We start from the raw sequence: 17,104 nt of genomic DNA, 5'->3' as shown, positions 1-17,104 counted from the left end.
CTACGGCGAGGCGGTGTCGGCCGGCCCGGCGTGCTTGCGCCGGTACGTGAGCAGGCCGAGGAAACCCGCGAGGAAGCCGCTGATCAGCCCGGAGACGGCGTGGTTGCCCGCGTTGGCGCCGGCGCTCGCGGGCATGCCCACCGCCCCGTAGTTGACCAGGGCGCTCATCACGGCTCCGAGCACGCCGCCGATGAGCCCGCTGGTCAGCGACGCGCGTACCGGCGAAGGCGGAGCCGAGGGGCGGGGCTTCTCCGTGGCGAGGGCGTTCGCCGCGGACGTCGCGGTGGCGGCCGGGGCGGGCGACGCCGTCGCGGCTTCGGCGGGACCCCGTTCCAGCCCGGTGACGCGGTCGAGAGCCAGCGGACCCGGCCCGGCCAGCAGGACCACGACGAACCCGGCGATGAGCATCAGGGGGAACTCCGCGCCGGATCCCGTCGCCGGGCCCTGCTGCGGGGTCATGAATCCCGTGTCGGAGTTCGCCAGCACGATGGCGGCGATCAGATGCAGGGACAGCAGGGCCGCCACGAGGCGGGAGAGGAGACCGACGACGAGCAGGACCCCTCCGACACTCTCGCCCAGGGCCACGGCCCAGGCCGTCACGGTCGGCGCGGGCACCCCCAGAACACCGAGGTGGGCGGCGAATCCGGCCGGCCCCTCGATGAGCTTGTCCAGCCCGTGGACGGCCAGGACCGCCCCGCCGGCCACGCGTACGACACAGGGTGCCGCCGCTCGGAAACGGTGCGCCGGCGTGACGCCGAGTACGTGGGCGAGCGCCGTTGACATCGAGGCAGGCATGGCTGAGTCCTCTCGGATCCGACAGGGAACGCCGAGGCCCGGGTGCCGGGCACGCGCGGCGGTGCCCGCGTGGACACCGCCACGTACCCTCACCGGGGCGTCCGGGTGGCGTAGCCGCCACTGTGCTGGTCACCGGCCCGCGGGGGGAATCCCCTGGGCCATCGGATCTTCGGATGCCGCTCATCCGCCGCACGGATGGACCGCCGGCGGCCCTGCCCGGTCATGCCCCGGCAGGGGCGCAGGAGGGGGTCGGTGGCCCCCGTCCCACCGGCGGCCCCGCCCCGGCTTCCGGTCGTTACCATGCTCCGTGACCGAAACGACCGAACCCGGTGTATCCCGCACCCGCATACTCGCCGACCTGACCCCGCTGCGGCTCTCCCCCGACTACCGGCGCCTCTGGTTCGGAAACACGGTCTCCTGGGTCGGCCAGGGCATGACCTCGCTCGCCGTGTCGCTCCAGGTGTACGACCTCACCGGCTCGGCTTTCTCCGTCGGACTCATCGGATTCTGCTCGCTCGTGCCCCTGGTCGTCTTCGGGCTGTACGGCGGAGCCGTCGCGGACACGCTCGACCGGCGCAAACTGGGGCTGGTCAGCGCCTTCGGGTCGTTCCTGCTGTCGGTGGCGCTGGTGGCGGTCACGGTCGCGGGGGTGGAGCGGGTCGGGCTGCTGTACGGGGTCGTCGCCCTCCAGGCCGTCTGCTTCGCGCTCAACTCGCCCGCCCGCAGCTCGATGATCGCCAGGCTGCTGCCGGCCGGGCAACTGCCCGCCGCCAACGCCCTGAACTCCATCACCGGCACGACGGGCATGCTCGTCGGACCGATGCTCGGCGGGCTCATCGTCGGCTGGTGGGGCTACCGTGCCGCGTACGGCGTCGACGCGCTCACCTTCACGGCCTCGCTGTACGCGATGTGGCGGCTGCCCCCGATGCTGCCGGAACGGGGCGAGGAGAAGACCGGCGACGCGAAGCGCGCCTCCGTCAGGGACGGGCTGCGGTTCCTGGGCACCCGGCCCCAGCTGCGGATGACCTTCCTCACGGACCTGTGCGCCATGGTGTTCGCCCACCCCCGCGCCCTGTTCCCCGTGGTCGCGGTGCTCTGGTACGGAGGCGACGCGAAGACCACCGGCCTGCTGGTCGCCGCCCCCGCCCTCGGGGCGCTGCTCGGCGGAGTGTTCTCCGGCTGGCTCGGACGGATCAGGCGGCACGGGCTCGCCGTGCTGCTCGCCGTCGCGAGCTGGGGCACCGCCATCGCAGTCTTCGGACTGACCCGGCAGCTCTGGCTCGGGCTGGTCTTCCTCGCGCTCGCCGGCGCCGCCGACACCACGAGCATGGTCTTCCGCAACACCATGCTCCAGGCCGCCGTCCCCGACGAGATGCGGGGCCGGCTCCAGGGTGTGTTCCTCGTGGTCGTGGCGGGCGGCCCGCGGCTCGGGGACTTCCTGGCCGGGTCCGTCGCCGACCTGGCGTCCCCGGGCCTCGCCGTGACCGGCGGCGGGATCGCGTGCGTGGCCGCGGTCGGGCTGCTCGCGCTGCGGTGGCCCGGGTTCGCGCGCTACGACGCGCGCGAACCCGACGCCTGATCCGGCGCCGCCGGGCGACCGCTCAAGAACGTTCCTCCAGGCGTCCGTTCAGGACACGTCCTTGAGCTTGGGCTTCTCGCCCTCGGTCGTCGTGCCGTCGATCAGCGAGAACGCGGCGCCCTGCGGGTCGGTCAGCGCGGCGAACCGGCCGAACGGCATCGTCATCGGGCCGAACCGGAGCACCGCCCCCAGCGACTTCGCCTTCTCCACCGCGGCGTCGCAGTCCGCGACGGTGAAGTACACGTTCAGATGCGGCGGCACCTCGGCCGGGAACTCGTCGGTCATCTTCATCCGGCCGAGGAGGGGGTCCGCGCCCAGGTCGTACAGCGCGAAGTCGACCGCGTCGTCGTCCATGCGCTTGACGCCGTATCCGAAGACCGCCGGGAAGAAGGCGTCCGCCTTCTCCGGCTCCCGGGTGAAGACCTCGGCCCAGGCGTAGGCGCCGGGTACCGTCCTGGCCTCGAACCCCTCATGGGTACCGGCCTGCCACACCCCGAAGGCGGCCCCGCCCGGATCGCTCGCCAGCACCATCGTGCCGAACTCACCGACCCGCATCGGCTCCACCAGGACCGTGCCGCCGTTCTCCCGCACCTTCGCGGCCGTGGCCTCGGCGTCCGGCGACGCGAAGTACAGACACCATGCCGCCGGTACGTCCTGGCCCGGGACGGGCGGCATGAGCGCGGCGACCGCCTTGCCGTCCACGTGGGCCTGCGTGTAGTTGCCGAACTCGGGCAGCGACTCGCCGTATGTCCAGCCCAGCACCTCACCGTAGAAGCGCTTCGCTCCTTCGAGGTCGCCGAACGTCGCGTCTGCCCAGCACGGAGTGCCCTCCGGTTCTGCGGCCATGACCGGTCATCTCCTCAGGTGTGAATGGCCCCTTGAACACGCTAGCCATCCCTCGCCCGTCCTGCGCGCCGGACACGGCTCAGTGCTCCGCCGGGTCCGCCCGGACGACGGAGCGGGCGACGCCGAGGTCCACCAGGTCCTGCGGTCGCAGCCGCAGCTGGCCGGCCGTGGCCCGCACCTGGTCCGGGGAGCGCTTGAGGATCGCCGCGGCGAGCTCCGGGGCGATGACGGAGAAGTAGCTGTCCGTCGTGACGTGGGTGTTGCCCGGCGCCGCCAGGGCCAGCGCCCCGCCCGAGCCGCCCTCGCCGATCACCAGGGTCGTGACGGGCACGCGGGCCGCCGCGATCGCCGCGAAGGCGTCGGCGATGGCCGCGCCCGCGCCCGCCCGTTCCGCCTCCGCGTCGTTGGCCGCGCCCGGGGTGTCGACCAGGGTGAGGACCGGGATCCCGAGCCGGTCGGCCAGCCTGATCACCCGCGCCGCGGTGCGGTACCCGGCCGGCCGGGTCGCGGTGCCGCACTGCGCCACGTACGCCACCGGCCGGCCCTCGCGCAGCCCGAAGCCGCACAGCAGTCCCGGGTCCGTGCCGCCGCAGCGGTCCCCGCTCAGGGGGAGCCGCAGGGTGAAGTAGGCGTCCAGATACGCCTCGGCGTGCGGCCTGGACGCGGACCGGGCCGCACGCACCGCGTCCCAGCCGGTCCGGGGGAGCCCGGCCGGCGAGAGCGCGCCCGGGACCGGGGCGGGGGCGGCCGGGGTGTCGCGGGGGGCGAGCACCCGGAGCCAGTGGCCCACCGCGGCCGGCAGCTCGCCGCACGGGACGACCGCGTCGATCTGGCCGGCCGCGAGCTGGCCCTCGGCGGTGTACGCGAGAGGGTCCGCGTCCGCAGGCCGTACCCGGGAACCGGCGAACCCGACCTGCGCCCCCGGCAGTGCCAGAATCACATCGGCGCCCGCCCCCAGGGTGGCCCAGCCGCCGCCGGTCGTCGGATCGCGCAGGACCGCGAGCTGCGCCGGACCGGCCGCGCGCAACCGGGCCGACGCACGGGCCACCCGGTGCAGCTGGGTGAGCGCGATCATGCCCTCCTGCATCCGGCTGCCGCCCGTCGCGACGAGCGAGACGAGGGGGAGCCGCCGGGCCGTGGCCTCCTCGTACGCAGCCTCCAGCCGGTCGCCCGTGCGCTGTCCGAGTGAGCCGCCGAGGAAACCGAACTCGAAGGAGATCAGGACGCAGGGCAGACCGCCGATCACGGCGGTGCCGTGGACGACGGACTCCTGCTCGCCGGTGCGGGCGGTGGCCCGGGCGCGGGCGTCGGCGTAGCCGGACCAGTCGAGCGGTCCGTCGGCCGTGGTGTCCCCGGCGGGTGCGGCGGACTCGGTGAAGTCGGCGGTGAGGGCGGCGATCGCTTCCCTGGCCGTCAGGCGGTCAGCCATGGAGGGACCGTTTCATGATCTTGCCCAGGTCGTTGCGGGGCAGCGCGTCCAGGAAGTGCACGGTGCGCGGCCGCTTGTGCGGGGAGAGCTGGGCGGCGACGTGGTCCGCCAGTGCGGCGGCGGGGGGCGGGGAGGCGGGATCGGCCGGCACCACCCAGGCGACGACCCGCTCGCCCAGGTCCGGGTCCGGCTCACCGGTGACGGCGGCCTCGCGGACGCCGGGGTGGTCCAGGAGCGCGTTCTCGATCTCGCCGGCGCCGATCTTGTAACCGCCGCTCTTGATCAGGTCGGTGGCCTTGCGGCCGACGATCCGTACGTACCCGTCGGGGTCGAGCGTCGCCATGTCACCGGTACGGAACCAGCCGTCGGCGGTGAGCGCGGCGGCCGTCGCGTCGGGGCGGTTCAGGTACCCCGTGAACAGGTTGGGGCCGCGCACCTGGATCTCGCCGATGGACGCGGGGTCGGCGAGCGGGGTGCCGTCCTCCTCCACCAGCCGGAGTTCCACGCCGCGCAGGGGTGCGCCGACCGTGCCGGGGCGCGGTTCGCCGTCGGCCCGTACGCCGGTGTTCATCAGGGTCTCCGTCATGCCGTACCGCTCGATGACCCGGCGGCCGGTCGCGGCCGCGATCCGCTCGTGGTCGTGGACCGGCAGCGCGGCCGAACCGGAGACCAGCAGCCGGGCGCCGGCCAGGGCCTTCACGAGGCCGTCCGAGGCGGACGGGTCCGCCAGCGCCTCCGCCAGCCGGTGGTACATCGTCGGCACGCCGAAGAGCATCGTGCCGCCCGAGCCCAGCTCCCGGGCCACGCCCTCGGCGGAGAACCGGCCGAGATGGCGCACCGAGCCACCCCGGCGCAGCGGGCCGAGGACGCCGAGGATCAGACCGTGCACGTGGAACAGCGGCAGGGCGTGCACGAGGACGTCGTCCCCGGTCCACTGCCAGGCGTCCTCCAGGGCGTCCAGCGAGGCGGCGATCGCCCGGCGCGGCAGGACGGCGCCCTTGGGCGGGCCGGTGGTGCCGGAGGTGTAGACGACGAGGGCGGGGGACTCGGGGGAGGGCTCGGGGAATCCCGCGCCTGCGGGCGCCGCGGTCCCGTCCGTGGTCACGTCGAGCCGTTCCAGGGCTGCCAGGGCGGGCGGCAGCACGTCGGAGGCCGAGGCGAGCACCGCGGTCGGTGCGCTGTCGGCGACGATGTGCGCCAGTTCGCGTTCGCCCGTCTTCGGGTTCAGCGGGACGGCGGGCACGCCGGCCCGCAGCGCGGCCACCACCGCGACCACGGTCTGCGCGGTGGGCGTGGCCCACACCGCGACGCGGCCCGCGCCGGCGATCCGGGCCGCCGTCGCATCCGCTGCGGCGGCCAACTGGGCGTACGAGAGGGAGACTTCGTCGAACCGGACGGCTTCGCGGGCGGCCGCCGGGGCGGTCGCGTCCTGGAGTGCGGGCAGAAGTGGCATCACCCTGCGAACCCTAGTGCCGGCCGGCCGGGGACGAACGGCGATCGGGGGAGCCTCAGGCGTCCCGCTGGATGTTCCGCATCCGCCCGTACGCGTACACGCAGCCCGCGAGCGCCAGGTCGGACAGCAGCATGAAGCCGATCGAGTAGGAACCCTTCGCGCTGTAGATCGCCCCCATCACCAGCGGGGGAACGAAGCCGCCCAGCCCGCCCATCGCGCCGACGATGCCGGTGACACTGCCTACCTTCGCCTGCGGCGTCACCTGCGAGACCAGGGCGAAGACGCTGCCGCTCGCGGTGCCGAGTCCGGCCGCCATGCAGAGCAGGGCGATCGTGCCGCCCGGCATCAGTTCCGGGTCGAAGGCCTGGACGATCGCCGTCAGCGCGGCGAGGCCGAGGGCGGCGGAGGTGACGAGCGCCGGGTGCACCCGGTCCGAGAGCCAGCCGCCGATCGGCCGGAAGACGACCGTGACCAGGGCGAACCCGGCGGCCTTCGTGCCGGCGTCGGTCGGCGACAGCTCGTACCAGGTCTTCAGGTACGTCGGCAGGTAGACGCCGAACGCGACGATGCCGCCGAATCCGATCGCGTACAGCGCGGACAGCTCCCACGTGACCCGGAGCCGGCCGGCCGTCCGCAGCCGCTGGGCCAGCGAATCGGTCGGCACCTGGCGGCCCGGGCGATCGTTGAGCAGCACCGCCGCGAGCGCCGCGTACACCACGAGTGCCCCGGCGACCACGAGGAACGGCAGGTTGTCGCCGTGCTTGGCGATCCTCGGCGTGAAGTAGCCGGACAGGGCGACGCCCCCCATGCCCATGCCGAACACCCCGAGCGCCAGCCCGCGATCGGCCGGCCGGAACCACGAGTTGACCAGGGGCACGCCGATCGCGAACGTCGTTCCGCCCAGTCCCAGGAGAAAGCCCACGGCCAGCATGGCGCCGTAGGAGTCCTTCGCCGGGATCAGCAGCAGTACCGGCACGACGGTGAGTGCCGAGGTCAGCGGGAACATCAGGCGGGCGCCGTACTTGTCGGTGAGCGCTCCCACCGGGATGCGGCCCAGCGAGCCGACGAGGACGGGCACGGCGACCAGCAGCGACTGCTGGAACGAACTCAGGCCGAGCCGGTCCTTGTAGTCGGCTGACATGGGCGCGATCAGGTTCCAGGCCCAGAAGGTGAGCGCGAAACCGAGGGTGGCCATCACGAGGTTGCGGTAGGCGCCGGAGGGCTCCTTCTCGCCGGCCCGGGCGGGTGACTGCTTCACTGCTGTGTCCACACCGCCAGTCAAGGGCGGAAGCGGGTCCCGAGCCCGTCGGGGTACTCCGAACGAGGCCCCCGGGGCCCCGCCCCCGGGGGCGCCCGCCGACTCCGCAGTCGCGATCGGCCCGAAGCTGGGACAATCGCGGTATGGACCGTCTGGACAGGGAAATCCTCGGCGTCCTCCAGGAGGACGCGCGGATCTCGTACCGCGACCTGGGCGCACGGGTCGGACTCAGCGCCAATGCGGCCGCCGACCGGGTGCGCCGGCTCCGCCGGGACGGCGTCATCCGCGGCTTCACCGTGATCATCGACCCCGCCGCCGACACCCGGACCGGGCTCGTCGTCTTCATCGACGTGACCCTGCGGTCGGACACCACCCACGAGGTGTTCGAGCGAGCGGTGCTCACCCTGCCCGGCATCACCGAGGTGGTGCATGTGACGGGCGGGCACGACTACCTCGTACGGGCCACCGCGGCCGACACCGCGGCCCTGGACGGGCTGCTGCGCAGGCTCAAGCGGGAGGCGGGCGTCGCCCACTCCAGCACCAGGATCGCCCTCAGAGCGGCGCCTGCCAGGTGACGGCGGCCCTCCGTCACCGGCCCGGGCGGCCCGCGGCGGTCCCGGCTCTAGGAGCGGCGCTACCGGGCGACCGCGGCCTTGACCCTCACAGCGGCGCTACCGGGCGACCGCGGCCCTGACCCTGACAGGGGTGCCTGGCGGGCGAGTGCGGCCCCCACCCCTCACAGCGGGGCCTGCCAGATGACCGTCGGGGCCCGCGAGCCGTCCGGTTCGCGTCCGTCGTCGGCCACCGCCAGCCGTACCGAGGCGCGGCCGTCGGGCAGCGGAGCCGTCGCGTCCACCTCCACCTCGATCGCCGAGACCCCCTCCCGCCGGTGCGCGGCCGCCAGCGCACCGCGCAGCGCGGCCAGCAGCTGCTTGTCCACCGGGTCCCGTACCAGCGCGTCGACCGCACCGGCGAAATGCACCGAGGGCTGGAACCCGAGCACCGCGGCCGCTCCGCTGGTCTCCCGCAGCACCCGGCCGCGGAAGGTGGAGGGCGCGTCGGCGGGCGGCTGCTGAAGGGCGAAAATGGTCGTCCGCACCTCCTGGATCGTGGAGTCCAGCTCGTCGACGGCCCGGCCGAGCAGCTCGTCCGTCTCCTGCGCCCCGGCCCGGCGGCGCGTCGACTCCAGCATCATCTCGGTGGCGAACAGCCGCTGGACGACCAGATCGTGCAGATCGCGGGCGATCCGGTCCCGGTCCTCGTACACCGCGAGCTGCTCCCGGTCGTGCTGCGAGTCCGCCAGGACCAGGGCGAGCGCAGCCTGCGAGGCGAACTGGGAGGCGAGCAGCCGGTCCACGTCGGTGTACGGACGGGCCCCGCGCCCCCGGGGCAGGGCCAGGGTGCCGATGAGCCGCCCGCCGCTCTGGAGCGGCAGCATCATGCTGGGGCCGAAACGGGAGCGTACCGGCGTGGTCATCCGCGGATCGGTCGCCGAGTCGTCGATGAAGACCGCCTCGCCGCCCAGCAGCTGGACGAGGACGGGGGAGCCGGGCGCGATCGCCGTGCCCACGAGACCGGCCGGGTCCTCCAGCGTCGACGCGACGACGATCTCCATGCCGCCCTCCTCGTCGGGCTGGAGGATCACCCCGGCCGCCGCGTCGCTGAGCAGCCTGGCCCGTTCGGCCACGGTCATGAGCGCGTCCGAGGCGTTCTCGCCGGTCAGCAGGGTGTTGGTCACCGCCGCCGCGCCCTCGATCCAGCGTTCCCGCTGCCGGGCGCTCTCGTAGAGCCGGGCGTTGCCGATCGCGATGCCGGCCTGTGCGGCGAGGACCCGGAGCAGCGTCGTGTCGGTGTCGCTGAAGTGGCCGGTGTGCTTCTTCTCGGCGAGGTAGATGTTCCCGAACACCTTGCGGTGGACGCGGACCGGGGCGCCGAGGAACGAGCGCATCGCGGGGTGGCCGGGCGGCACACCGCAGGAGCGGGGATCGGTGGTGAGGTCGTCGGAGCGCAGCGGCTCCCCTTGTTCCACGAGGGCGCCGAGCAGGCCGGTGTGACCGTCGGGCAAGTGGCCGATGGCCGCCCGTTCGCTCTCGCTCATCCCGGTGACGAACAGCTCGCTGATGGTGCCGCTGCCCGGGTCCAGGACCCCGAGCGCGCCGTAGCGGGCATCGGTGAGCGCTGTGGCGGTGTCGATGATCTGCTGGAGGGTGGACCGCAGTTCGAGGTCGGTGCCGACGCGCAGCACCGCCTCCAGCAGCTTCGGCAGCCGCGGCGACCGGGGGAGTCCGCGGCTGGGCGTCTCCTCGCCCGGTTCGTCGGTCATCCGCCGTGCCCGCGGGACTCAGCCGGCCAGCGGATCGAGGACCATGGGGCTGATCCTGCCGTCCAGCATGGCGCCGAGCCCGAGGACCGAGCAGACGTCGGGCCGCTCGGCGATGTGCACCGGCATGCCCGTCGCCTCGCGCAGCATGTGGTCGAGCCCGGGCAGCAGCGCGCTGCCGCCGACCATCATGATCCCGCAGTCGGCGAGGTCGGCGACGAGATCCGGCGGGCAGTCCCGCAGGATCCTGCCCAGGCCGTCGAGGACCGCGGTGAGCGGAGAGTGGATCGCCTCCCGCACGGCCGCGGTGTCGACCTGCACGGAGCGGGCCATGCCGGTCGCGACGTCCCGCCCGTGGATCTCGGTCACGGAGGGCCCGTGCGGGGTCAGTCCGTTGCCGCTGAGCGCCAGCTGGAGCGGGCGCACGGACTGGCTGGGCAGCACCAGTTCGTGGTGCTGGCGCAGGTGCTGGATCACCGCGTGGTCGATGGCGTCACCGCCGACCGGGATCCGCACGGCGGTCACGATCGAGCCGAGCGAGAGCACCGCGATCTGGGTGGTCGCGGCCCCGCACACCATGATCATGGTGGCGGTCGGCTGCTCGACCGGCAGCCCGCAGCCGACGGCCGCCGCGATCAGGGTGTCGACGAGCTCGACCCGCCGGGCCCCGAGGCCGACCAGGGTCTCCACGGTGGCGCGCCGGGCGAGCGGATCGCTGTCGTGCGGGGTGCAGGCGGCGGCGCGCAGCCAGGGCTTGCGGCGCAGCTGGCGGCGGAGCTTCTCGCCGAGCAGATGGCGCAGCATGCGCTGGGCCATCTCGATGTCGACGACGGTTCCGCCGGAGACCGGGCGGGCCACCCGGATGTAGTCGGGGGTGCGGCCCGTCATCTGTTCGGCGAGGGCGCCGACGGCGATGAGCGAGCCCGTACGGGTGTTCACGGCGGCGACGCTCGGCTCGTCGACGACGAGGCCGGGTCCCTTGACGTACACCCGGGTCCGGGCGGCCCCGAGGTCGACGGCGACATGGCAACGGCGCAACTGCTCAAGGCTGACGGTCACGGCAGGTTCTCCCGAGAGCTCTGAGGGGGGACCGACGGGCAGCCGGCTCTCTTCGCATCGTGCGCCGTTCGGGGGCGTCGTGCGCGTTGGGATACGCCGGGGGAGCTACGGAGCTGACGGCGTGTCGGCACCGTCGCCCGACCACGTGCGGGCTCCGCGGACACCTCGTCGCGCGCCGGGCGGCGTCCCGCCGCGACGACCGGAAGTCAGCTCCCCGCCGGGCGGGGGAGCAGCCGCTGGAACAGGCCCCAGGTGAACTCGGCGACGTACGGGGTGCCGGTGGCCGCGTCGGTGATCGCGAGCGCCCAGCGGGTCGGCGCACTGCCCTCCATCGGACGGGCCGGCGCGAAGGCCCGGGCGACCTCGTGCACGGTGCACGACCAGGGGCGCAGTTCCGCGGCGGGGCCCAGCACGGGGGCGGCCGCGCCCGGGGCCCGGACCAGCCACTCGTTCCACACGGCCCCGCCCGGCGCCACCATCACCTCGAACCGCAGGTCCGGCCAGAGCGGCACCGGCCACAGCAGCGCGTCGCACTCCAGATCGCCGACCGTCCGGCGCAGGGACACCTCGGGTTCGCCGAGCACCGAACGGTAGCGGCGCAGTGACCCGCGCCCACCGGGCGCCCGTGTCGCCCCGGCCCTACGGGCACGGGAGGGATCCCCGGCCTGCCAGCGGCGGTTGGCCTCCCGCATCTCGGCGGGGGTCGCGCCCAGCTCGTGCCGGGCGTCCTCGACGAGCCCGGGCTGGTGGTCGGCCATCCGGCGCAGCAGGACGAGCTGGAACTCGCGGGGGCCGAAGGAGGCGGGAGCGGTCATGGGGTCAGGGGTTCCACCGACGGCTCCACGCCCAGCATCCGGCGCAGGAGGTCCCGCAGCACCGCGCGGTCCGTGTCCGAGAGGCCGGCCAGGGGCTCGCGGGCGAAGTCGAGGGAGTCCCGGAGCTCCCGGGCCGTGCGGGCGCCCTTCTGGGTGGGTGCGGCCAGCTTCACGCGCCGGTCGGCCGGGTCGGGCCGCCGCTCCACCAGGCCGCGCGCCTCCAGCCGGTCGACTATGCCCGTCACGTTGGACGGCTCGCACTTCAGCTTGTGGGCGATCCGGCGCATCGGCAGCGGATCGAGGGACAGGAGTCCGAGGACCCTGGCCTGGGCGCCGGTGAGGCTGTGGGCGGCCGCGGCCTGCTCGTACTCCTCGTAGTAGCGCGCCACGACCGCGCCGATCAGCTCGACGACTTCGAGGGTCAGCGGGTCCGTACGAGTGGTGGCCATGACACCCAGGATACCCGGTTACTTGACAACATGAAATATCCAGGAGCATGGTTGTTTCACATCATGAAGCATTCTCGCCCCGGCGGGACTTCCCGCACTTCCTAGACATCGAGGAGACACCGAGCCCATGTCTGCAGCTCTTCCCACGTCCAGCCGTGAATGGCACCTCGTAGCCCGCCCGCACGGCTGGCCGAAGGCCGAGGACTTCGCACTGCGTGAGGCACCGGTCAGCGCCCCGGCCGAGGGCCGGGTCCTCGTCCGCAACCTGCACTTCTCGGTCGACCCGTACATGCGGGGCCGCATGAACGACGTGAAGTCGTACACCCCGCCGTTCAAGCTCGACCACCCGATGGAGGGGGGCGCGGTCGGCGAGGTCGTCGCGTCCAACGCCGAGGGCTTCGCGGTCGGAGACCACGTCCTGCACGGTCTCGGCTGGCGCGAGTACGCCGACGTCCCCGCCAAGCACGCGGTGAAGGTCGACGCCTCCCTCGCCCCGCTGTCCGCCTACCTCGGCGTGCTGGGCATGACGGGGCTCACCGCCTACGCGGGCCTGTTCGACGTGGCCTCCTTCAAGGAGGGCGACGCCGTCTTCGTCTCCGGCGCCGCCGGTGCGGTCGGCAGCCAGGTGGGCCAGATGGCGAAGCTCAAGGGCGCCTCGCGCGTCATCGGCTCCGCCGGCTCCGACGAGAAGGTCAAGCTGCTCGTCGAGGAGTACGGCTTCGACGCCGCCTTCAACTACAAGAACGGCCCCGTGGCCCAGCAGCTGCGCGAGGCGGCTCCGGACGGGATCGACGTCTACTTCGACAACGTCGGCGGCGAGCACCTCGAAGCGGCGATCTCCTCGTTCAACGTGCACGGCCGCGCGACCATCTGCGGCATGATCGCCCAGTACAACGCGACCGAGCCCACCCCCGCCCCGCGCAACCTCGCGCTCGTCATCGGCAAGCGGCTGCGCCTGCAGGGCATGCTCGTCGGCGACCACGCCGATCTCCAGGGGCAGTTCGTCCAGGAGGTGGCCAGCTGGCTGTCCTCGGGCGAGCTGAAGTACCGCGAGACGGTCGTCGAGGGCATCGAGAACGGCTTCGAGGCGTTCCTCGGCCTGCTCCGCGGCGAGAACACCGGGAAGATGATCGTCTCCCTCGGCTGAACCGCCGCTCCGGGCACCCGTTAGGCTCGTCCCAGGCCGTCGCGATCGTGGGCGCGAGTCGCGGCGCATCAGCAGGAGGAATCCTCAGTATGAGCATGCAGGACATAGCCGTCGCGTACACCGCCGTGGCCACCGCGGAAAACGGCCGTGACGGCCGGGTCTCCTCGGACGACGGCAAGCTCGACGTGGTCGTCAACCCGCCGAAGGAAATGGGCGGGAGCGGCGCGGGCACCAACCCGGAGCAGCTCTTCGCGGCCGGATACAGCGCGTGCTTCCAGGGCGCGCTGGGCGTCGTGGCCCGCCAGGAGAAGGCCGACATCTCCGGCTCCACGGTCACCGCCGCGGTCTCCATCGGCAAGACCGAGGCGGGTGGCTTCGGTCTGGAGGTCGCGATCAGCGCGACCATCCCGAACGTCGACCCGGCGACCGCGCAGGCGCTCATCGAGAAGGCGCACCAGGTGTGCCCGTACTCGAACGCCACGCGCGGCAACATCAAGGTGGCGCTCTCGGTCGTCTGACCGCCCGCACCTCCGAACCCCGTACGCGGCCGAGGGCCGCACCCGCACATCGGACGCTGTCACCCACGGCGCCCCGCGCGGGTGCGGCCCTCGGACGTTCCGTGCGACGTGTCCGGCATGCGCCTCCGGCACCCTCGTCCGATGAGTTCGATATCCCGGACATTGTTCGGAATTCTTGCGCGACCCATTGACGCGGAAGCGCTTCGATTTTACGGTCCGTTCGAACTTGCGGGCAGTATTCGATATGTCGAACAGTGAGGGCGGGCATGGGACGACCTGGCCTGAATCGCAGGCAACTGATCACCGGGCTGGGCGGTGCGGCCGTCGCCGGCAGCTTCGGCTTCGCGGCGCTGGGAAGCGGCGCGGACGCCCTCGCGTCGAGTGCCGCCACCCGGGTCCGTTACTGGAACCTCTTCAGCGGCGGCGACGGCTACAACATGATCGCGATGCTGGACGCCTTCCGCCGGGACAACCCCGGCATCGACGTGAAGGATTCGACCCTCCAGTGGGGCAGCCCCTTCTACACCAAGCTCGCCATGGCGGCGGCGGGCAACCGCGCACCGGATCTCGGCGTCATGCACCTGGGCCGCGTCACCGGGTTCTCGCCCGGCCGCCTCCTGGACCCCTGGGACGTCGGCCTGCTCGCCGAGTACGGCGTGAAGGAGGCCGACTTCAGCCCCGCGCTCTGGAAGCGCGCCGTCATCGACGGCAAGCTCTACGCGCTCCCGCTCGACATCCACGTCCAGCTCTGCTTCTACCGCAAGGACGTCCTGAAGAAGGCCGGCCTGCTCGGCGACGACGGGCGGATCGTGCCGGTCACGTCCACCGACGAGTGGTTCGACGTGCTCAAGAAGGCCAAGAGGGCCACGAAGAAGGGGTTGCAGACCATCGGCCTGTGGGCCAACGACCAGAACTTCCAGTGGTGGTTCTTCGTCGCCTTCTACACCCAGCTCGGCGGCACCTGGTTCGACGCCGCCCACTCCGACGTCACCTTCGACACCGACAAGGCCACCCAGGTCCTGGAGTTCATGCGCCGGCACATCACCGACGGGTACTCCGACCCGGGCTACGCGGGAGGCGCCGGGGCCGAACAGTTCATCAACGGCTCCCCGTTCTGCTGGGAGGGCAACTGGTCGGTGCCGGTGTTCTCCGGGGCGAAGATCGAGTACGGCGCGACGCCGCTGCCCCCCGTCTTCGGCAAGCAGGCCACCCACGCCGAATCGCACTCCTTCGTCCTGCCGCACCAGTCCGCCCGTGGCGGCGACGCCAACGACGCCGCCCACCGGCTCGCCGCCTACGTCGTCAGGCACGCACAGCAGTGGGCCGCCGGCGGACACATCCCCGCCTACACCCCGACGCTGTCGACGGCCGCGTACAAGCAACTCGAACCGCAGAACGAGTACGCCGGGGCGATGGACCACCAGGCCACCGAGCCGAAGGTGTGGTTCGCGGGTTCCACCGGCATCCTCGCCCAGCGCGTGGGGCCGATCGCCGCGTCCTCCATGCTGGGCTCCGTCAAGCCGGAGGCAGCCGCCCGCCGTATGAAGAGCACGCTCACCGAACTCCTCGCCATGAAGAACCCCATGGACGGCAGGACCGCAGCGCAGGGAGGTGCGGCCGTATGACGACGACCAGCCCCCAGACCCTCCTCGCGCCCGCCCACGCGAGGGCCGCCGCCGACAGCGCCACGGTCCGCCGCAAGCAGGGCTTCCAGCACGGCGGCTGGTTCGTCGCCCCGTTCCTCACCCTGTTCGCGCTCTTCGTGATCTGGCCGCTCCTGCGGGGCATCTACCTCAGCTTCACGGACGCCAACATCTCCGGCGACGGCGCGGGCTTCATCGGCCTCGACAACTACCGCGAAGCCCTGCACGACCAGTTGATGTGGGACGCGCTCGGACACAGCGCCTACTTCACGCTGCTCGTCGTGCCGTGCATCACCGTTCTCGCCTTCCTCCTCGCCATGCTCGCCCACCACATCGAGCGCGGACAGTGGCTGTGGCGTCTGTGCTTCTTCATCCCGTTCCTGCTGCCGTCGACCGTCGCGGGCAACCTGTGGCAGTGGCTGTTCAACCCCGGCACGGGCATGGTCAATCACGTCTTCGGCCTGGAGACGCCGTGGCTGACCGACACGTCGTACGCGATGCTCGCCATCGTCATCACCACCCTGTGGTGGACGGTCGGCTTCAGCTTCCTGCTCTACCTCGCCGCACTCCAGGGCATCCCCGCACATCTCTACGAGGCCGCCGAGCTGGACGGGGCGAACGCCTGGCACCGCATGATCCACATCACGCTGCCCATGCTGCGCAACATCACGGGTCTCGTGATCGCGCTGCAGATCCTCGCCTCGCTCCAGGTCTTCGACCAGGCCGTCGTGATGCAGGACTTCGGCCCGGGTCCCGAGGGCTCGACCCGCACCTTCGTGCAGTACACGCTCGAACAGGGCTTCACCAGCTACCGCGTGGGCTACGCCTCGGCCATCTCCATCATCTTCTTCGTGATCATCGCGGCCGTCGCCCTCGCGCGGATGTGGCTGCTGCGCAACCGTGAGGAGGGCGGCCGATGACCACCGACGCCGCACAGACAGCCGTCAAGTCCCCTACCCGCACGCCCTGGACACCGAGCCAGATCGTGCTCACCCTCATCGGCGCCGCCGTCGCGGCCGTCTTCCTGGCACCGCTCGCCTGGGCGCTGTTCACGTCCCTCAAGTCGGAGACCGAGGCCGTCGAGGTGCCGACGCACTGGCTGCCGGAGGACTGGACGGGCCAGGCGTGGCAGGCGCTCTTCGAGACCGGCAACATCACCAACTGGTTCGTGAACTCGCTCGTCGTCTCGGTGTGCGTGACCGCGGTGGTGCTGCTGGTCGGCGCACTCGCCGGATACGGCTTCGCCCGCACCGAGTTCCGGGGCAAGGCGTTCCTGATGGGCGTGGTGATGGCGGGCCTGATGGTCTCGCCCGCCGTACTCGGCGTCCCGCTGTTCACCACGGTCCAGGCGATGGGCATGGTCGACACCTACTGGGGCATGATCCTTCCGCAGTGCGCGCCCGCCGCGATGGTCTACATCCTCTACAAGTTCTTCCAGGGCATCCCGAGGGAGCTGGAGGAGGCCGCGTACATCGACGGGGCCGGGCGCTGGCGGGTCTTCTTCACCATCATCGTGCCGCTGTCCCGCCCCTCCCTGTCCGCCGTCGGCATCTTCACCTTCATCGCGTCCTGGAACAACTTCCTGTGGCCGTACATGGTGACCAACAACCCCGACCTGATGACCATGCCGAACGGCATCGCGACCGTCATGAACTCCTACGGCATCCAGTGGGCCCAGCTCATGGCCGGTGGACTGATGGCCGGGCTGCCGCTGATCATCGTGTTCGTCTTCTTCCAGCGCCAGATCGTCAGCGGCGTCGCCCACACGGGGCTGGCCGGACAGTGACCCGCCG

General features: G+C 72.4%; 16 protein-coding genes. 7 read left to right on the top strand and 9 right to left on the bottom strand.

Features of this window, described 5'->3' with window-relative positions; all coding sequences use genetic code 11:
- The gene (locus E6R60_RS04640; protein WP_136325113.1) at nt 1–795 is read right to left on the bottom strand and encodes a DoxX family protein; all 795 of its coding nucleotides are present in this window, start codon (nt 793–795) and stop codon (nt 1–3) included.
- A gap of 307 nt (nt 796–1,102) precedes the next feature.
- Between E6R60_RS04640 and E6R60_RS04635 the strand changes: the two genes are divergently transcribed.
- The gene (locus E6R60_RS04635) at nt 1,103–2,374 is read left to right on the top strand and encodes an MFS transporter (RefSeq protein WP_136325112.1); all 1,272 of its coding nucleotides are present in this window, start codon (nt 1,103–1,105) and stop codon (nt 2,372–2,374) included.
- Between the two features lie 48 nt (nt 2,375–2,422).
- Here the strand turns inward: E6R60_RS04635 and E6R60_RS04630 are convergent, their stop codons facing one another.
- From E6R60_RS04630 to E6R60_RS04615, 4 genes are all read right to left on the bottom strand, one after another.
- On the bottom strand, nt 2,423–3,220 hold the full coding sequence (locus E6R60_RS04630) for a VOC family protein (RefSeq protein ID WP_136325111.1): 798 nt from the start codon (nt 3,218–3,220) through the stop codon (nt 2,423–2,425).
- A 79-nt stretch (nt 3,221–3,299) separates the two neighbouring features.
- Nucleotides 3,300–4,649 (bottom strand): carboxyl transferase domain-containing protein, encoded by a 1,350-nt coding sequence (locus tag E6R60_RS04625; RefSeq protein WP_136325110.1) that lies wholly within the window; start codon nt 4,647–4,649, stop codon nt 3,300–3,302.
- Nucleotides 4,642–6,105: an acyl-CoA synthetase gene (locus E6R60_RS04620; RefSeq protein WP_206309314.1), complete on the bottom strand. Its 1,464-nt coding sequence runs from the start codon at nt 6,103–6,105 to the stop codon at nt 4,642–4,644. Before E6R60_RS04620 ends, E6R60_RS04625 begins: the two co-directional genes overlap by 8 nt.
- Nucleotides 6,106–6,157: 52 nt before the next feature.
- Nucleotides 6,158–7,372: an MFS transporter gene (locus tag E6R60_RS04615; RefSeq protein WP_206309313.1), complete on the bottom strand. Its 1,215-nt coding sequence runs from the start codon at nt 7,370–7,372 to the stop codon at nt 6,158–6,160.
- Between the two features lie 131 nt (nt 7,373–7,503).
- On the opposite strand from E6R60_RS04615, the gene E6R60_RS04610 reads away from it, so the two are divergent.
- Nucleotides 7,504–7,935: an Lrp/AsnC family transcriptional regulator gene (locus E6R60_RS04610; RefSeq protein ID WP_136325109.1), complete on the top strand. Its 432-nt coding sequence runs from the start codon at nt 7,504–7,506 to the stop codon at nt 7,933–7,935.
- A gap of 161 nt (nt 7,936–8,096) precedes the next feature.
- Here the strand turns inward: E6R60_RS04610 and E6R60_RS04605 are convergent, their stop codons facing one another.
- From E6R60_RS04605 to E6R60_RS04590, 4 genes are all read right to left on the bottom strand, one after another.
- Nucleotides 8,097–9,683 (bottom strand): GAF domain-containing protein, encoded by a 1,587-nt coding sequence (locus E6R60_RS04605; protein ID WP_136325108.1) that lies wholly within the window; start codon nt 9,681–9,683, stop codon nt 8,097–8,099.
- An 18-nt stretch (nt 9,684–9,701) separates the two neighbouring features.
- A complete protein-coding gene (locus E6R60_RS04600; protein ID WP_136325107.1) occupies nt 9,702–10,739 on the bottom strand; it encodes a rod shape-determining protein in 1,038 nt (345 codons plus the stop codon).
- Between the two features lie 206 nt (nt 10,740–10,945).
- Nucleotides 10,946–11,554, bottom strand: a complete 609-nt coding sequence (locus tag E6R60_RS04595; protein ID WP_136325106.1) for a hypothetical protein — start codon at nt 11,552–11,554, stop codon at nt 10,946–10,948.
- Nucleotides 11,551–12,003, bottom strand: coding sequence for a MarR family transcriptional regulator (locus tag E6R60_RS04590; protein WP_136325105.1), 453 nt, complete (start codon nt 12,001–12,003; stop codon nt 11,551–11,553). The genes E6R60_RS04595 and E6R60_RS04590 overlap by 4 nt, the downstream gene beginning before the upstream one ends.
- A gap of 127 nt (nt 12,004–12,130) precedes the next feature.
- Here E6R60_RS04590 and E6R60_RS04585 point away from each other — a divergent pair, with 127 nt between their 5' ends.
- The 5 genes from E6R60_RS04585 (at nt 12,131) to E6R60_RS04565 (ending at nt 17,097) form a co-directional block, all read left to right on the top strand.
- Entirely contained in the window at nt 12,131–13,150 is a 1,020-nt protein-coding gene (locus E6R60_RS04585) for an NADP-dependent oxidoreductase (RefSeq protein ID WP_136325104.1), read from the top strand.
- An 89-nt stretch (nt 13,151–13,239) separates the two neighbouring features.
- A complete protein-coding gene (locus tag E6R60_RS04580) occupies nt 13,240–13,668 on the top strand; it encodes an organic hydroperoxide resistance protein (RefSeq protein ID WP_136325103.1) in 429 nt (142 codons plus the stop codon).
- Between the two features lie 266 nt (nt 13,669–13,934).
- On the top strand, nt 13,935–15,293 hold the full coding sequence (locus E6R60_RS04575; protein WP_136325102.1) for an extracellular solute-binding protein: 1,359 nt from the start codon (nt 13,935–13,937) through the stop codon (nt 15,291–15,293).
- On the top strand, nt 15,290–16,231 hold the full coding sequence (locus E6R60_RS04570) for a sugar ABC transporter permease (protein ID WP_136325101.1): 942 nt from the start codon (nt 15,290–15,292) through the stop codon (nt 16,229–16,231). Before E6R60_RS04575 ends, E6R60_RS04570 begins: the two co-directional genes overlap by 4 nt.
- On the top strand, nt 16,228–17,097 hold the full coding sequence (locus E6R60_RS04565) for a carbohydrate ABC transporter permease (protein ID WP_136325100.1): 870 nt from the start codon (nt 16,228–16,230) through the stop codon (nt 17,095–17,097). The genes E6R60_RS04570 and E6R60_RS04565 overlap by 4 nt, the downstream gene beginning before the upstream one ends.
- The last annotated feature ends 7 nt before the right edge of the window (nt 17,098–17,104 follow it).

Origin of the sequence: Streptomyces sp. A0642, from assembly GCF_004795105.1 — a bacterium.
In the GTDB taxonomy this organism is placed as follows: Bacteria; Actinomycetota; Actinomycetes; order Streptomycetales; family Streptomycetaceae; genus Streptomyces.
This window is presented reverse-complemented; position numbering and strand designations above follow the sequence as displayed.

What these genes read in the sequence shown, in the direction of transcription:
- E6R60_RS04640 (WP_136325113.1), bottom strand. Translation starts at nt 795, where the DNA reads ATGCCTGCCTCGATGTCAACGGCGCTCGCCCACGTACTCGGCGTCACG.
- E6R60_RS04630 (WP_136325111.1), bottom strand. Translation starts at nt 3,220, where the DNA reads ATGGCCGCAGAACCGGAGGGCACTCCGTGCTGGGCAGACGCGACGTTC.
- E6R60_RS04625 (WP_136325110.1), bottom strand. Translation starts at nt 4,649, where the DNA reads ATGGCTGACCGCCTGACGGCCAGGGAAGCGATCGCCGCCCTCACCGCC.
- E6R60_RS04610 (WP_136325109.1), top strand. Translation starts at nt 7,504, where the DNA reads ATGGACCGTCTGGACAGGGAAATCCTCGGCGTCCTCCAGGAGGACGCG.
- E6R60_RS04605 (WP_136325108.1), bottom strand. Translation starts at nt 9,683, where the DNA reads ATGACCGACGAACCGGGCGAGGAGACGCCCAGCCGCGGACTCCCCCGG.
- E6R60_RS04595 (WP_136325106.1), bottom strand. Translation starts at nt 11,554, where the DNA reads ATGACCGCTCCCGCCTCCTTCGGCCCCCGCGAGTTCCAGCTCGTCCTG.
- E6R60_RS04590 (WP_136325105.1), bottom strand. Translation starts at nt 12,003, where the DNA reads ATGGCCACCACTCGTACGGACCCGCTGACCCTCGAAGTCGTCGAGCTG.
- E6R60_RS04585 (WP_136325104.1), top strand. Translation starts at nt 12,131, where the DNA reads ATGTCTGCAGCTCTTCCCACGTCCAGCCGTGAATGGCACCTCGTAGCC.
- E6R60_RS04580 (WP_136325103.1), top strand. Translation starts at nt 13,240, where the DNA reads ATGAGCATGCAGGACATAGCCGTCGCGTACACCGCCGTGGCCACCGCG.
- E6R60_RS04575 (WP_136325102.1), top strand. Translation starts at nt 13,935, where the DNA reads ATGGGACGACCTGGCCTGAATCGCAGGCAACTGATCACCGGGCTGGGC.
- E6R60_RS04570 (WP_136325101.1), top strand. Translation starts at nt 15,290, where the DNA reads ATGACGACGACCAGCCCCCAGACCCTCCTCGCGCCCGCCCACGCGAGG.
- E6R60_RS04565 (WP_136325100.1), top strand. Translation starts at nt 16,228, where the DNA reads ATGACCACCGACGCCGCACAGACAGCCGTCAAGTCCCCTACCCGCACG.